Source organism: Gilvibacter sp. SZ-19 (assembly GCF_002163875.1).
Taxonomy (GTDB): domain Bacteria; phylum Bacteroidota; class Bacteroidia; order Flavobacteriales; family Flavobacteriaceae; genus Gilvibacter.
In genome coordinates, this window is sequence record NZ_CP019333.1 from 90,989 (window position 1) to 107,372 (window position 16,384).

Here is a 16,384-nt window from a genome sequence, read left to right on the forward strand (position 1 = left end):
CTAAAATCTAGATGTATTTTCTTGCAAAAAGTAAGATTTGTACTACATTTTAAGATATTTTTCTATTTTTGAAGCAGATTAGGTAACTCTATGTTGCAGCAGGAGCTACTCAATTTTACACTTGGGGCTATTTATAACAAATTGATTTTTAGAAGCTTATAGTTTAAAATTACTTTAAAACTAACCTACAACGTCGTTCTAAGACCGATGCATACTTTGCTGTGCTTTGGCCTTAAAACTGCTTGACCCTGCTGCCATATGCTTGCCAAAAGTGCAAATTATGGCCAAATCCTATAAAAAGGATATACTGACTATAGTCCCGCTAATTTTTAGCGGCCTGCTCTGTATTGGCCTATTCTTCTTGCTGTGGCAAAAAAGCCAGACCGATCCGGAGTTCGCTCCCCTGCTGCAAAATATAAACACCACCATTACCTATATCAGTGCCATTTTTGGTGCGGTGATCATGGTGTATCTGGCTGCCAATGTACTTACTGTCAAGACTAACCGAGATCAACTCCTATCTCAATTGCGCCGTGTGACAGATCAGATGAACAGTTTTAGAGACATTGTGGAATTACTCCTCCGCTCTAAAATGTGGTTGCCTGGACTTAAGGAGTATATCGACGATGAATACGAAGGGCTTACCTTTTTTGAGGTCAAGGAGTTTTACAAAGGAAAATCCAAATTGGCCATTGAGTTCTTGCAGGAATCGCACAACTATGAGGACACTGAAAACCTCTATCTGGAATTGAAATCCCTGCTCTATAATTCGGCCAGAGACAAACGCATCAACGAAAACATATCGCATCCGAAGATATACGACAAGCGCTTGCTAGAAAAGTGGCTGGAACACAAATGCGGTAGCGGACTTTGGTATTACTTCGGATACAAATACAGCATTTACAAAGAAGCGCTCAATCTGAATAACGTTTACGAGCGCCATCAGGATAAGATCATGAAGCTTGCATTGTCTATTGACAACGAAGCTTTTGAGGATTCCTCATTCAACGAGGTTTTCCTCTCTAAACTCGGGGAGTATATGTCTAATGAGATACTGCCCAAACTGTACCAATTTCAGGAAGGATTCGATAAAAAACTGCCGAGGATGGTTCGTTACCTCTACGCAATTTTTGCCGTGCTAATCATCTTTGGAGTGCTACTACCTTTAGTAGCTTCCTTGCTGCAACTATCTATGATTTTTAGCATAGTCAGCGTGTCGGTGATCATCGCCTTGGTGTTTTTTATCGCTACTTCCTTTTACCAGTTCTTGGTCAGCGAATCTACCCGTATGCAAGGTTGATAAAAGCTTTATAACTCCCTGAGTTTTTAGCAGTCAAATCAGTACCTTTGCAAACTATGGCAAATCAGGAGGATTTTATTGAAGTTTTAGGGGCTCGTGTGCACAACCTCAAGAATATAGATGTGCGCATTCCCAGAGAGAATTTGGTAGTGATCACAGGACTTTCTGGCAGTGGAAAGTCATCACTTGCTTTCGATACCATCTATGCAGAAGGCCAGCGCCGCTACATTGAGACATTCTCGGCCTATGCGCGTCAGTTTTTAGGCGGATTGGAACGCCCTGATGTAGACAAGATCGATGGGCTATCTCCTGTAATTGCTATAGAACAGAAAACCACCAGTAAAAGCCCGCGTTCTACTGTAGGTACCATTACAGAGATCTACGACTTCTTACGCCTGCTCTACGCTCGTGCAAGTGACGCTTACAGTTATGAGACCGGCGAGAAAATGGTCTCTTACAGCGATGAGCAGATCCAGGAACTGATTTTAAAAGAATTTGAAGGCCGTAAGGTATCTGTTTTGGCTCCGGTGATCCGTTCTCGAAAAGGACATTACCGAGAGTTGTTTGAACAGATCGGAAAACAGGGCTTTATAAAAGTTCGTGTAGATGGCGAAATTGTCGATCTAGTGAGCGGCATGAAGGTAGATCGTTACAAGATACACGACATTGAGATCGTAATAGACAGACTCTTGGTCGATGCCTCTGCCCTTTTGGACAATCGATTGGCTGAGACCATCAAAACAGCCATGTATCACGGAGACGACGTGCTCATGGTCATAGATAACGAAACAGGTAATACGCGATATTTCAGTAGAACCTTGATGTGTCCTAGCAGTGGTATCTCCTATCCGAATCCGGAGCCCAATAACTTCTCGTTCAATTCTCCCAAAGGGATGTGTCCGAGTTGTAAAGGTTTAGGACATAAGCACGAGATCAATGTGGACAAGATCGTTCCAGACAAAACAATGTCTATAAAACAAGGGGCGCTAGCGCCACAAGGTCCGCAGAAATCCAACTGGATATTCAAACAATTGGAACTCATTGCGGAGCGCTACAATTTTAAGCTGAGCGATCCTTTTAAAGATATTCCACAAGAAGCCGTAGACATTATTCTTTACGGCGGAAACGAAAAATTCGAGGTCGCCTCTAAGACCTTGGGAATTACCCGCACCTACAAGATCGACTTTGAAGGAATCGCCAATTTTATCGAAAACACTTACCACAACAACGATTCGGCTTCGCTGCAACGTTGGGCCAAGGACTTTATGGATCGCGTTGAATGCCCTGAATGCGGTGGCTCACGCCTGAGAAAAGAATCGCTTTACTTTAAAGTTGCCGAAAAGAGCATAGCCGATCTGGCCAAGATGGACGTGGTTGAGCTTATGGAGTGGTTTGATAATATAACCGATAAACTCAATGAGTCTCAGCAAAAGATCGCCAGCGAGGTGATCAAAGAAATTAGAGCACGCCTCCAGTTCTTGGTAGACGTTGGTCTGACCTACCTTTCGCTAAATAGAAGTTCCAAGTCCTTGTCTGGTGGAGAGGCCCAGCGGATCCGTCTGGCCACACAGATAGGATCTCAATTGGTCGGCGTACTTTATATTTTGGATGAGCCGAGCATTGGCTTGCACCAGCGAGATAATGCAAAACTCATAGACTCTTTGGTTAAACTCAAAGAACTGGGGAACTCTGTTTTGGTGGTAGAGCACGACAAGGACATGATAGAGCATGCCGACTATGTGATCGATATAGGCCCGGCAGCCGGAAAACACGGTGGCGAGATCGTCTCCAAAGGAGCTCCTAAAGAAATCTTGGAGCATCCTACCTTGACGGCAGAATATCTTAAAGGTACCAAGAATATTGAAGTTCCCGCAAAAAGACGTGAGGGCAACGGAAAAGTGTTGACCTTAAGCGGCGCCACAGGACATAACCTCAAGAACGTGAGTGTAGACTTACCCTTGGGCAAAATGATCGGTGTTACCGGGGTATCAGGAAGTGGTAAATCGACTTTGATCAACGAAACGCTCTACCCTATACTCAATGCACATTTCTTTAATGGGGTAAAGAAACCTTTACCGTATAAAAAGATCAGCGGTTTGGAGCATATCGACAAGGTGATCGACATTAACCAAAGCCCGATTGGGCGTACACCGCGTTCCAACCCGGCAACCTATACTGGAGTATTTTCAGAGATCCGATCCTTGTTTGCTAAAGTTCCTGAGGCTGCTATCCGCGGATACAAACCCGGACGTTTTAGTTTTAATGTAGCTGGCGGACGTTGCGAAACCTGTAAAGGTGGCGGCTTGAAAGTGATAGAGATGAACTTTCTACCAGATGTCTACGTGGAATGCGAAACCTGCCAAGGCAAGCGTTTTAATAGAGAGACCTTAGAGATCCGTTATAAAGGCAAGTCTATCTTCGATGTTTTGGAAATGACCATAGACGAAGCCTGTGAGTTCTTTGAGCACATTCCTAAGATCTACAGAAAACTCAAAACAATTCGAGATGTTGGCTTGGGTTATATCACACTAGGACAGCAGTCTACCACGCTTTCAGGAGGAGAAGCACAGCGTATTAAACTAGCGACAGAACTTTCTAAACGCGATACTGGTAACACTTTTTATATCTTAGACGAACCCACTACCGGTTTGCATTTCGAAGATATTCGCGTGTTGATGTTGGTTTTGAACAAATTGGTAGACAAAGGAAATACGGTCCTTATCATAGAACACAACTTGGACGTTGTAAAAATGGTAGACTATTTGATAGATATAGGACCAGAAGGAGGTAAAGGCGGCGGTAAGGTCGTTGCACAAGGCACCCCAGAAGAAATTGTGAAAGTAAAATCGAGCCATACCGCAGCTTTCTTAAAGCGTGAGTTGGAATCGGTGAAGAAATAAAGAATTATATATAAATGAAAGCAAATAACAATCCAAAAGGTTGGAACGAAGTAAAGACCAACGACTCTTGGGCGATCTTTAAGATCATGGGAGAGTTTGTAAACGGATATGAGAAACTGAGTCTTATTGGACCCTGTGTCTCTATCTTCGGATCGGCCAGAACCAAACCCGAACAACCCTATTATCAATTGGCAGAACGCATCGCCAAAAAGATCACTGAACACGGTTATGGCGTTATAACTGGTGGTGGCCCTGGTATCATGGAAGCTGGAAACAAAGGGGCTCACTTGGCTGGCGGAACTTCGGTTGGTTTGAACATCGACCTACCCTTTGAGCAACACGACAACCCCTATATAGACAGCGACAAGAGCATTAACTTTGATTATTTCTTTGTTCGCAAGGTGATGTTTGTAAAATATTCACAAGGTTTTGTAGTGATGCCGGGTGGATTTGGAACACTGGATGAACTTTTTGAAGCGATGACACTCATCCAAACGCATAAAATTGAACGTTTCCCTATCATTTTGGTTGGTACTAGTTTTTGGACAGGCCTTATTGATTGGGTGAAACAGACCCTATTAGAAGGTCATGGGAACATCAGCCCAGAAGACGTAGACCTGTGGCATATCGTTGACACAGAAGACGAGGTATTAGAAATTTTAAATAACTTCTATTCGAAATACAACCTGAGCCCGAACTTCTAAATTCTGGCTTTACATACGACCCCTACCCCTATGTTAAAACAACTGAGCACCCTATTGCTATTGTTACTGAGCGTATTTGCGTTTGGACAGAACGACTTTACCGTCATGTTCTACAACCTCTTGGAATACCCCTCAGCACCTCCAGCAGATAGAGATATGCACCTACAGACCGTTTTTGATGCTTATCCACCGGATATCTTATTGGTCTGTGAGTTGCAATCACCAAGCGGGGCGGATCAGTTGTTAGACAATGTTTTAAATGTAGACGAAAACCTATACGAAGCGGCAGAATTTGTATTCAACACTTCTAGCACTTCAAACTTACAGCAGTTGGTATATTACAGAGCGGATAAATTTGATCTTATAGACTTTACGGTGATCCCGACTACGATTCGTGACATCAACGGCTATGAACTCGAACTTAAAACAGCCAACCAAGACACAGATCCTATAAAACTTTTGGTCTATGCCTCGCATTTAAAGGCGAGCACAGGTTCATCCAACGAGATCAAACGCTTTGAGATGATTCAGGCCTTTACAGATACTTTAGACGATCTTGACCCCAATTCATATGTTGTGTTTACAGGAGATCTAAACCTCTATACCGGTGCAGAATTGGCCTATTTGGAATTGACCGCAGTTTCTAACCCAATTGTCTTTAAAGATCCGTTAAACCGCAGCGGAAACTGGAGCAACAATACCGATTACGAAGATCTTTTTACACAGAGTACCCGCAGTAGTTCTGCTCCATTTGGGGGCGTTGGTGCCGGAGGTGGCATGGACGACAGGTTTGACCACATTCTAGTTTCTGAGAATTTACTGGAAGACAGCCCACTTCGCTACGTAGAAGGCAGTTATTTCACCATAGGCAATAACGGCAACTGCTACAACCGTAGCGTTAACAACAGCCTCTGCGATGGTCCGTACAGCATGGAGCTTCGCGATGCACTATGGAACATAAGCGACCACCTTCCGGTGAGTATTACTTTGGAATCCGACGAGCCTTTACTGAGTGTTACTGACTTTACAGCTGCACAAGGCCTGTATTTCCCGTTTGGCAACATAGCCACAGCTAGCCTAACAATAGCCTTAGTAACTGATTCCGAAGTTCAAGCCTTTCGCGTATTTAATACCCTAGGACAACAAATCGATTCAAGAAACTTTGATAGCGCCGCCGAGTTGGAAATCAATACAGCTGCTTACCCTAGTGGTGTCTATTACATAATTCCAGACCTGGGGCCTGCTTTAAAATTCATTAAGCGTTAATGGGCAAATTCAAGCTCATACTACTAGGACTCTGTTTTGGACTGAGTAGCTCCGGATTGGGGCAAACAAATCAGTTGTTGATCACCGCTGAGGCGGATCCCGTTGGGCATTATATAGATGTAACTCAAGAGATCGTTTATTACAATTCCAGTACCGATACCCTTGACGAAATTATACTCTTGGATTGGGCCAATAGTTTTTCTGATAAAACTTCTGAGTTGGGCGTTCGTTTTGCAGAGAACTTTAACAATAGATTCTATTTTGAAAAAGATAAGAACAGAGGGCGAACCCAATTACAAACCCTTACCGATGAGGCCGACAACAGCTTGTCATACAGCCGTCCGGAGGTAGATCTGGTACGCGTTGAATTACCGCAAAGCTTAGCTCCCGGAGCGAGTCAGACCTTAAGATTGAATTATCGCATCATCTTGCCCGATGACCGTTTTACCCGCTTTGGTTATGACAGTAGGAACAATTTAAAGCTGCGCTACTGGTATATGGCGCCAGCCGTATACGACGGGCAGTGGAAAGCCTACAGCAATAAGAACCTGAATGACTTCTACACCACTCCTTTTCATGTAAAGGTGAACTTTACAGCCCCTTCTAACTACAAGGTAATTAGCAACTTAGTTTTGGTTACCGAAAGAAATACTACAGATCTTACTACAACAGTATTGACAGGTGACAATCGTACAGAAGTGCCTTTATACGTGACTCGAGATTTTGATTTTGAGTCGGTGATCACCGATGAATTCGAAGTGCTGACCAACCTGGACGACAACAAGATCAGCCCTCCACTAAAGGCCCTGAATATTGATCGCATCATTCAGTTCTTGAAAAAAGAATTAGGACCATATCCTCTGGAAAAAATGATCATCTCCAGAGAGGATTACAAATTGAGTCCGGTGTATGGATTGAATCAACTTCCTGATTTTATCAGTCCTTTTCCAGATGGATTCCAGTACGATATGGAACAACTCAAAACCATCACAGCCAAATACCTCAAGAATACTTTGATGTTAGATCCGCGCAAGGATCATTGGCTCTATGGTGGAATTCAGGTGTATTTGATGATGAAATACACCGACCTGTATTATCCGGACATGAAGATCATTGGTAGTTTAAGCAACCTATGGGTGATCAAATGGTCTCATGCTAGCGATCTGGAGTTCAACGATCAGTACGAGTTGCTGTATATGAATATGGTGCGCAATAATTTGGATCAAGCCCTGACGACTTCTAAAGATTCCTTGGTTAAATTCAATAAGAACATTGCCAGCAGTTATAAGGCGGGCGTGGGCTTTAAATTTTTGGAGGACTATTTGGACTCCGATGCCTTGGCGGAATCCATCCGCAGCTTTTATCAGCAAAATCTGCTTAAAACAACCACTTCTAAGGCCTTTGCCGATATTTTGGAGCGGCGCGCAGCCCTTCCGGTTTCCTGGTTCTTTGACGAGTACGTGCAGACCAATGTGCCTATAGATTTTAAGATCAAAAGGGTACGTCGTTTGGGCGATTCGCTTCAGGTAACGGTTAAGAATAAGACGGGCGTTAAAGTACCTGTACCACTTTTTGGTTTAGATAGAGATTCTATAGTTTATCAGACCTGGATAGCACCTGCTGATAGCATCACGCGAGTGACCATCCCACGAGAAGGCATAAGGAAGTTAGCAGTAAACTACAACCGTGTTGTACCAGAGATCAACAACAGAAACAACTACAAGAACCTGAAAGGGCTCTTTAACAAACCGCTGGAGTTTAGACTTTTCTTAGACGTAGAGGACCCTAAATACAACCAGAGTTTTGTTATGCCTGTTTTTGATTTCAATGTCTACGACGGACTTTCTATAGGGCCAAAACTCTACAACAAAACTGTACTGCCAAAGAATTGGAACTACCGTATTCAGCCACGCTACGGACTTAAGTCCAAACAAATAGTGGGTAGTGCCTCTGTGGTGTACACAGACTATATTCAGAACAGCTCGCTCTTTGCGATGCGCTACGGACTGTCTGGAGCCACAAGCTCATACAACGAAGGCCTGAACTTTAGACGCTACACGCCATTTATCACCTTTTCCTTTAGAGATTCTGACAATTTGCGCAGCAATATGCGCCAGACCATCAGCCTGAGAAACATCAATATCGACAGAGATGAGGATCCGAATATTCCTCTAGAAACTCCGAACTACAGTGTTTTTAATCTGCAATACACCTACTCCGACAATAACCTGATCGATTTTTACAAAGGAACTTTCAGTTATGAACTTTCTGATCAATTCAGCAAGATCTCGACCACTTTAGAGTACCGTAAACTGTTTTTGAGCAACCGACAATTAAATCTGCGATTCTTTGCCGGGGTTTTCCTTTTTAACGATACCCCAAGAGATGATGACTTCTTTAGTTTCGCCTTAGATAGGCCAACGGATTATCTCTTTGACTACGATTACTACGGACGTAGCGACGATGCCGGTATCTTTTCACAGCAGATCATTATTGCAGAGGGAGGTTTTAAGTCGCAACTACAACCCGCCTTTTCTGACAGCTGGATAGCCACAGTAAATGCGAGTACCAACATTTGGAAATGGATCTTTGCCTATGGTGATGCAGGAGTTATTCACAATCGCGATCGTGGGACCCAAGCTGTGTTTGATTCCGGGATACGCCTTAGTTTGGTGGCCGATTACTTCGAGGTCTTCTTACCCCTCTACTCCAGTCTAGGTTGGGAACCGAGTTTAGGCAATTACGACCAACGGATTCGTTTCATAGTAACACTTAGTCCACAAACCCTCTTTAGGCTGTTTACCCGAGAGTGGTACTAAGTCTAAATTTCATTGACAAATATTTAACAGATTAGCTCATATCTGGATAATTTTTAATTATTCGTAATGATATTAGTTTTTTGATGTGAATTTGTTAATATTTGACTGCGTTCGGCTATTGCCAAATCGAGCTATTTTCGCTAATTTTGTTGCTGCGAAAACCGATTCCCTTTATGCAAACACATCCGCAATCAGAAACCGAGATCAGCTTTGAAGATTTTAAGGCTCAGGTACTTAATGACTATCGCATAGCCGTAACCAGTCGCGAATGCAGTTTGTTAGGACGTAGAGAAGTTCTTACCGGGAAGGCCAAATTCGGCATATTTGGAGACGGAAAAGAAGTGCCGCAGCTCGCTTGGGCCAAGGCCTTTAAGAACGGCGATTGGCGCAGTGGATACTACCGTGACCAAACCTTTATGATGGCAATTGGCGCTTTGAGTATCCAACAATTCTTTGCAGGTCTGTATGCGCATACCGACCTTGAACACGACCCTATGTCTGCCGGTAGACAAATGGGCGGCCACTTTGCCACCCATAGTGTAGACGCCAATGGGCAGTGGAAACGTTTAACAGATCAAAAGAACAGTAGCTCCGACGTTTCACCAACGGCAAGTCAAATGCCGAGACTGTTAGGGTTAGCGCAAGCTTCAAAGATCTTTAGAAATGTACCAGAGCTTTCCGGACACACCCAATTCTCTAAAGGTGGTGATGAAGTGGCTTGGGGTACTATTGGCAACGCTTCTACTAGCGAAGGGCACTTTTGGGAGACCATCAATGCTGCGGGAGTTCTACAAGTACCCATGGTTGTGAGTGTTTGGGATGATGAATACGGAATTTCAGTACACGCTAAAGACCAGACCACCAAAGAAAACATATCGGCTGTATTGAGCGGGTTCCAACGCAATAGCGAAGAAGATGGTTATGAGATCATGACCGTAAAAGGTTGGGATTATGCCGAACTGATAAATACCTACCAACAAGCCGCAAAGCTCGCCAGAGAAGAGCATGTACCTGTGCTTATCCACGTACAGGAATTAACGCAGCCTCAAGGACACTCCACCAGTGGCTCACACGAACGATATAAGTCGCCAGAGCGACTCCAATGGGAACAAGAGCACGATTGTAACCTTAAGATGCGTGAGTGGATGTTGGCTAATAACATTGCCACAGAAGAAGATCTGGATACCTTAGAGAAATCTATTAAAAAAGAGGTTCGAGACGGTAAGAAAGCCGCTTGGAATGCTTATTTGCAAGGTCAATTACAAGAGCAAAAAGAGGCGCTTGACTTATTAGCTGCTGTTGAAGCAGTTAGTGCTAATGGTAGTTTTATAAAGCCTATCCGCGAGCAATTAGCAGCAAACACAGAACCCTTTAGAAGCGACATTTTAAAGGCCACACGCTCAGTATTGCCATATTTGGTCGGAGAAACATCCGAAGCAAAAACAAAACTACAGCAATGGATCAGCGATTATAAAGCGCGAATCCAGCCTAAATACAGCGCGCATTTGTACAGCGAACACGAAGGCAAGGCTACTGCCATTGCAGAGGTGCTTCCTGTTTATAACAACGCTCCAGAAGAAGTAGATGGACGTGTAGTGCTAAGAGACAACTTTGAGCACATTTTCAAGACCAAGCCGGAGACTTTGATCTTTGGAGAAGACAGTGGTCAAATTGGCGATGTGAATCAGGGTCTTGAAGGCTTGCAGGAGAAATTCGGCGCTTTGCGAGTAGCCGATGCAGGAATTCGCGAGGCTACTATTCTGGGACAAGGAATTGGGATGGCCATGCGTGGCCTGCGCCCTATCGCGGAGATCCAATATCTGGATTATATCTTGTATTGTATCCAGATCATGAGTGACGATCTCGCTACAGTGCGATACCGTACACACGGAACTCAGAAAGCACCGCTTATTGTTAGAACACGCGGACACCGCTTGGAAGGGATCTGGCACAGTGGATCTCAAATGGCTGCCTTGATCCACCTCTTACGAGGCATGTACATTTTGGTGCCACGTAACATGACCAAAGCAGCTGGTTTTTACAATACCCTCTTAGAAAGTGACGAACCAGGCCTTATTGTAGAGTGCCTGAACGGCTATCGTTTAAAGGAGAAGATGCCAAGCAATTTAGGCGAATTCAGAACTCCCATCGGAGTTGTGGAAACGGTAAAAGAAGGTAGTGACATTACCTTGGTCTCTTACGGATCAACGCTGCGCTTGGTAGAGCAGGCAGCAAAATCACTCTTACAAGTTGGTATTGATGCTGAGGTGATAGACGCGCAATCACTCTTGCCGTTCGATCTGAACCAAGACGTGGCCAAAAGTGTAGCTAAAACCAATCGTTTACTAGTGGTAGATGAAGACATGCCAGGGGGAACTTCCGCTTATTTATTGCAAGAGATCTTAGAAAAGCAAGATGTTTGGCAATACCTGGACAGTAAGCCACAAACTTTGGCCGCTCAAGCCCACAGACCCGCTTATGGATCTGACGGTGATTACTTCTCAAAACCATCCGCAGAAGATATTTTTGAAAAAGTTTACAGCATCATGCATGAAGCGAATCCAGAGGAGTTTCCAAAACTTTAAGGGTTTTTCCTGTGAGGAAATTTGGACCTCAGATTTTGATTTTAAAAAAATTATTCAAACATTTACATCAGTAAATCACAGACAAGTTAAGTTAGACCATATGGCAACTTTCAATTTCAACAATAATAACAATAACAGGATGCCCTAGCAGAAACTTGTCGCTAAGATATTGCCCGTCAGGTTTTTGTACTTGACGGGCTTTTTTTATGAATTAAACTAAACATTAGAAATCATGTGTGGAATTGTATGCGCCTTCGACCTTAAGCAGCCAGCAGAACAACTGCGGCCTCAACTATTAACCATGGCCAAATGCCTCAGGCATCGCGGCCCAGACTGGAGCGGTATCTACGATCATCCCAAGGCTATCTTGGCCCACGAACGTCTGGCGATTGTTGACCCAACCTCTGGAAAACAACCGCTATTTAGCGAAGACAAGAAATTAGTATTAGCTGCAAACGGAGAGATCTATAATCATCAATATTGGCGCACACAATTCCAAGACAGCTATAATTTTCAGACCAAATCGGACTGTGAAGTGATCTTGGCCTTGTATAAGGAAAAAGGAGCCGATTTCATTGACGATCTGAACGGAATGTTTGGTTTTGCATTGTATGATGTGGAGCAGGACGCTTACCTGATTGCTAGAGACCATATGGGTATTATTCCGCTTTATATGGGCTGGGACAAGGACGGAACATTCTATGTCGCTTCGGAACTCAAAGCCTTAGAAGGGGTTTGTACCAAGATCGAATTGTTCCCTCCCGGACATTATCTATACAGCAAGGACGGAGAACTCAAAAAGTGGTACACCAGAGATTGGATGGACTACCAGGCAGTGAAAGACAACCCAAGTAGCATAACAGAGTTGCGCGAAGCTTTAGACGCCGCAGTTCACCGCCAATTGATGTCTGATGTGCCATACGGAGTGTTACTTTCGGGAGGACTGGATTCTTCTATAACTTCTGCCCTAGCGAAACGCTATGCGGACAAGCGCATAGAGTCCGGTGACCAAGAGGCTGCCTGGTGGCCACAATTGCATTCTTTTGCCATTGGCTTAGAAGGATCTCCGGATCTGGCTGCCGCGCAGAAAGTGGCGGATCATCTGGATACCGTGCATCACGAAATAAAATTCACTATACAAGAAGGTTTAGATGCTATTCGCGATGTGATCTACCATCTAGAAACTTATGATATCACCACAGTGCGTGCATCAACGCCTATGTATTTGATGGCGCGAGCGATCAAAGCTATGGGGATAAAAATGGTGCTCTCTGGAGAAGGTAGTGACGAGATCTTTGGGGGTTATTTGTATTTCCACAAAGCACCTAGCGCAGAAGAATTCCACAAAGAGACAGTGAGAAAATTAAGTACCCTACACCAATATGATTGCCTGCGCGCAAACAAATCTTTAGCTGCTTGGGGAATTGAAGGGCGGGTTCCTTTCTTAGACAAAGAGTTTATGGATGTGGCCATGCGCTTAAACCCAGAAGACAAAATGATCAAAGAAGGGCGCATTGAAAAGTGGATCCTGCGCAAAGCATTTGAAGACATGCTACCGCAAGAAGTCGCTTGGAGGCAGAAAGAACAGTTCAGCGATGGCGTGGGTTACAACTGGATCGATACCCTAAAGGCGCAAGTAGAAGAACTGGTGAGCGATGAGCAGTTAGCCAATGCTCACTTTAGATTCCCGGTACAACCCCCAACCTCTAAAGAAGAGTTCTATTACCGCAGTATTTTTGAAGAACACTTCCCTAGTGAAACGGCAGCATGGAGCGTTCCATCTGTACCTTCTGTGGCCTGCAGTTCACCCGTTGCTCTTGAGTGGGATGAAAGTTTTAAAAACCAGAACGACCCGAGTGGCCGTGCTGTAGCCAATGTGCACGAACAGGCCTACTAGCCAGTAACGTGATAGCCGCCATCTACATGTCTGATCTCTCCGGTGATGCGGACATCTGGGCGGAACAAATGCACGATCTCTTTAGCCAAGTCCTCTGGGGTAGCATTCCCCAGGGGGCTCATTCTATCTGAAGTGGAAACATCTTCTGGCATGAGAGTTGCCGTACCTGCCTTACTGCCCATATAGGGAGAGAAACGCACGGCATTGACACGCATGGCGTGGCTACGACCTAACTCATCTGCCAATTCAACAGTGATCCTTTCTAGTGCAGCCTTAGCGATGCTCATATTTCTATAGGGATGGAAGGTCACCTTCTCCGCTGCGATATAACTGATAGAACAAATAGAAGCGCCACGCTGTAAAACATCAGCATGCAAAAGGTAATGTGTCAAGCGAATAAGCGAGTAGGCAGAAACGTCTATAGTGTCGCAAAATTCATCACGTGTCACCTCTAAAAGTGGTTTCACCTGTTTATTTCTGATGGTCTTATCCATGGCAATTGCATGTAACAGACCGTCTAAGGCAATGCCTTTGGCCTTAAGCTCAGCAGCAAAATCGGCCACGTTCTCCTCTAGCGTTACATCGAGCACAGCTGTCATTACATCTGGCCCCAAAGCACTGTGTACGGAATCTTGAAAATCTGAGAAGTTCTTGTTCAAATAAGCCTGAGCTCGCTCAGAGAGGTCACCGTGATGCTTACTTACACCAAGGGCTGTACATATAACCTTGCCTCCGTTCTTAATGATCTCTTTGGCGGTATACATGGCCAAGGACTGCTCGTCTGCAATTCCAGTAATTAAAAAAGTCTTTCCTGCTAACATATTCATTCGGTTTACCATTTATATAAAGCTGTTCCCCAGGTCCAGCCAGCACCAACAGCTGCAAAGAGTAAATAATCTCCATTTGCGGGTGGGTCACTTTTGAGCGTTTCGTCTAACACTATAGGTATGGTCCCGCCAGAGGTGTTGGCGTATTTATCCATATTGGTCTTTACCTTTTCAAAAGGCAAGCCTATTTTTTGCGCGATTGTCTTGAGTATGCCAATACTAGGCTGATGTGGCAGCATATAGCGCAGTTCATTCACCTTTACCTCATTGCGACTGAGCAAGGTCTCTATACTCTGTGGTACAACAGCAGTGGCAGTTTCAAAGACTGCCTTGCCATCCATGGTAAAATAATGTCCGCCACTGGAAAGTGTTTCCTCGGAGGCAGGTTGTTCTGACCCACCTGCATATACAGTAAATCCGTCCTTGCCTCGCCCATCCGTATGCAACAAAAAGTCTACAAAGCCTTTGTCCTCCTCGGTTGCCTCTAGAATTATTGCTCCGGCACCGTCGCCAAAGAAAACGGAATCGCGGCGGTTCCAATCGGTGATATTGGAAAAGGTATCTGCTCCTATGATCATAACACGCTTGAACATCCCCGAATTAATGTATTGCGCACCAGTTGCCATGGCAAAAAGTGCTCCGGAGCATACTGCGGAGATATCAAAGGCCACGGCACCAAAAGCCCCTAATTTTTCCTGTACAAAGCACGCACAAGAAGGCGCGGGCCTGTCTGGAGTTGCTGTTGCTACTACTATTAGATCCAGATCCATCGGAACCAAACCAGCATCTGCTAATGCCCGCTTGGCTGCCTCTGTTGCCAGATCGCTCGTGGTTTCATCGCTTACAACACGACGTTCTTTAATTCCTAAACGTTTGTAGATCCATTCGTCCGAAGAACCTACTGCTTCAAAAAAACTGTTGGGGACCACCTTGGCCGGTGTGTATGATCCAGTACCCTTGATATAAGCTCGCATAAAATCTGAAAAAATTATAAGCTCTAAAAGTGGGCATTTTAGAACATGCGGCAAGGGCAATTGCCAAGAAAATGCAAAGGATTATCAATCTTGCAATAAGACTGTGAGTTTTTAAAAAATATGTTATGAAAAAGAAGAATTAAGCCAATAAATTGAAAATCTTTCAATGTAATATTCGCAACGAAATCGTTTTAGTAGGTAAAGAATTCGCAATTTCACTGTTAATTCTTTAAAGAAAAGCTCAAAACAAGCTTACGGTAACCATTTTTTATCAAAGTTAGGCTTGCGTTTTTCTAAGAAAGCATCACGACCTTCTTTAGCCTCTTCTGTCATATAGGCCAAACGCGTGGCTTCGCCAGCAAATACTTGTTGCCCAACCATACCGTCGTCTGTAAGGTTCATCGCAAATTTGAGCATCTTAATTGAGGTTGGCGATTTGGCCAAGATCTCTTGTGCCCACTCAAAGGCGGTGTCCTCTAATTCATCATGAGGAACAACAGCATTGACCATTCCCATTTGAAAGGCCTCGTCCGCAGAATAATTTCGACCCAAGAAAAAGATCTCTCGCGCTTTCTTCTGCCCGACCATCTTAGCTAAATACGCCGATCCGTAACCGCCGTCAAAGCTGGTCACGTCTGCATCGGTCTGTTTAAAAATAGCGTGTTCTTTACTGGCCAAGGTCATATCACATACCACATGTAGGCTGTGACCACCTCCAACTGCCCAACCCGGAACAACGGCAATTACCGCCTTAGGCATAAAACGAATAAGGCGTTGAACCTCTAAGATGTTCAAGCGATGATAGCCATCTTCTCCAACATAACCTTGATGTCCTCGGGCTTTCTGATCTCCTCCACTACAAAAACTATAAACACCATCTTTAGGAGACGGACCTTCTGCACTGAGCAATACCACTCCAATGGATGTATCTTCTTGCGCATCGTGAAAGGCATCCAATAACTCGCTTGTCGTTTTTGGGCGAAACGCATTTCGAACTTCAGGGCGGTTAAAGGCAATACGCGCTACGCCATCGCACTTTTTATAGGTGATATCGGTATAGGTTTTGGCTGTGATCCAATTTGCTTTAGACATATTCACTATTTTCGTGTAAA

The 16,384-nt window shown here is 44.3% G+C and carries 10 protein-coding genes; 7 read left to right on the forward strand and 3 right to left on the reverse strand.

Annotation, left to right across the window (positions count from 1 at the left end):
• Positions 1-280 precede the first annotated feature (280 nt).
• From BTO09_RS00415 to asnB, 7 genes are all read left to right on the forward strand, one after another.
• Entirely contained in the window at positions 281-1,300 is a 1,020-nt protein-coding gene (locus BTO09_RS00415; protein WP_157663385.1) for a hypothetical protein, read from the forward strand.
• A 56-nt stretch (positions 1,301-1,356) separates the two neighbouring features.
• Positions 1,357-4,200, forward strand: a complete 2,844-nt coding sequence (uvrA, locus tag BTO09_RS00420; protein WP_087522772.1) for an excinuclease ABC subunit UvrA — start codon at positions 1,357-1,359, stop codon at positions 4,198-4,200.
• A gap of 14 nt (positions 4,201-4,214) precedes the next feature.
• Complete coding sequence (locus BTO09_RS00425; protein ID WP_087522773.1) at positions 4,215-4,904, forward strand: TIGR00730 family Rossman fold protein; 690 nt, start codon at positions 4,215-4,217, stop codon at positions 4,902-4,904.
• Between the two features lie 30 nt (positions 4,905-4,934).
• Positions 4,935-6,170: a hypothetical protein gene (locus BTO09_RS00430; RefSeq protein WP_087522774.1), complete on the forward strand. Its 1,236-nt coding sequence runs from the start codon at positions 4,935-4,937 to the stop codon at positions 6,168-6,170.
• The gene (locus BTO09_RS00435; RefSeq protein ID WP_087522775.1) at positions 6,170-8,989 is read left to right on the forward strand and encodes a metalloprotease; all 2,820 of its coding nucleotides are present in this window, start codon (positions 6,170-6,172) and stop codon (positions 8,987-8,989) included. Before BTO09_RS00430 ends, BTO09_RS00435 begins: the two co-directional genes overlap by 1 nt.
• A 173-nt stretch (positions 8,990-9,162) precedes the next feature.
• Positions 9,163-11,574: a thiamine pyrophosphate-dependent enzyme gene (locus tag BTO09_RS00440; RefSeq protein ID WP_087522776.1), complete on the forward strand. Its 2,412-nt coding sequence runs from the start codon at positions 9,163-9,165 to the stop codon at positions 11,572-11,574.
• A gap of 232 nt (positions 11,575-11,806) precedes the next feature.
• The gene (asnB, locus tag BTO09_RS00445) at positions 11,807-13,471 is read left to right on the forward strand and encodes an asparagine synthase B (protein ID WP_087522777.1); all 1,665 of its coding nucleotides are present in this window, start codon (positions 11,807-11,809) and stop codon (positions 13,469-13,471) included.
• Here asnB and BTO09_RS00450 read toward each other — a convergent pair.
• The 3 genes from BTO09_RS00450 to BTO09_RS00460 all read right to left on the reverse strand — a co-directional run bounded on the left by BTO09_RS00450 (position 13,468) and on the right by BTO09_RS00460 (position 16,364).
• Complete coding sequence (locus BTO09_RS00450) at positions 13,468-14,292, reverse strand: SDR family oxidoreductase (RefSeq protein WP_087525450.1); 825 nt, start codon at positions 14,290-14,292, stop codon at positions 13,468-13,470. The genes asnB and BTO09_RS00450 overlap by 4 nt on opposite strands.
• 11 nt (positions 14,293-14,303) lie before the next feature.
• On the reverse strand, positions 14,304-15,272 hold the full coding sequence (locus tag BTO09_RS00455; protein ID WP_087522778.1) for a 3-oxoacyl-ACP synthase III family protein: 969 nt from the start codon (positions 15,270-15,272) through the stop codon (positions 14,304-14,306).
• Positions 15,273-15,524: 252 nt separating this feature from the next.
• A complete protein-coding gene (locus BTO09_RS00460; protein WP_087522779.1) occupies positions 15,525-16,364 on the reverse strand; it encodes a 1,4-dihydroxy-2-naphthoyl-CoA synthase in 840 nt (279 codons plus the stop codon).
• Positions 16,365-16,384 lie beyond the last annotated feature (20 nt).

What these genes read in the sequence shown, in the direction of transcription:
- BTO09_RS00440 (WP_087522776.1), top strand. Translation starts at nt 9,163, where the DNA reads ATGCAAACACATCCGCAATCAGAAACCGAGATCAGCTTTGAAGATTTT.
- asnB (WP_087522777.1), top strand. Translation starts at nt 11,807, where the DNA reads ATGTGTGGAATTGTATGCGCCTTCGACCTTAAGCAGCCAGCAGAACAA.
- BTO09_RS00450 (WP_087525450.1), bottom strand. Translation starts at nt 14,292, where the DNA reads ATGTTAGCAGGAAAGACTTTTTTAATTACTGGAATTGCAGACGAGCAG.
- BTO09_RS00425 (WP_087522773.1), top strand. Translation starts at nt 4,215, where the DNA reads ATGAAAGCAAATAACAATCCAAAAGGTTGGAACGAAGTAAAGACCAAC.
- BTO09_RS00460 (WP_087522779.1), bottom strand. Translation starts at nt 16,364, where the DNA reads ATGTCTAAAGCAAATTGGATCACAGCCAAAACCTATACCGATATCACC.
- BTO09_RS00455 (WP_087522778.1), bottom strand. Translation starts at nt 15,272, where the DNA reads ATGCGAGCTTATATCAAGGGTACTGGATCATACACACCGGCCAAGGTG.
- uvrA (WP_087522772.1), top strand. Translation starts at nt 1,357, where the DNA reads ATGGCAAATCAGGAGGATTTTATTGAAGTTTTAGGGGCTCGTGTGCAC.
- BTO09_RS00430 (WP_087522774.1), top strand. Translation starts at nt 4,935, where the DNA reads ATGTTAAAACAACTGAGCACCCTATTGCTATTGTTACTGAGCGTATTT.
- BTO09_RS00435 (WP_087522775.1), top strand. Translation starts at nt 6,170, where the DNA reads ATGGGCAAATTCAAGCTCATACTACTAGGACTCTGTTTTGGACTGAGT.
- BTO09_RS00415 (WP_157663385.1), top strand. Translation starts at nt 281, where the DNA reads ATGGCCAAATCCTATAAAAAGGATATACTGACTATAGTCCCGCTAATT.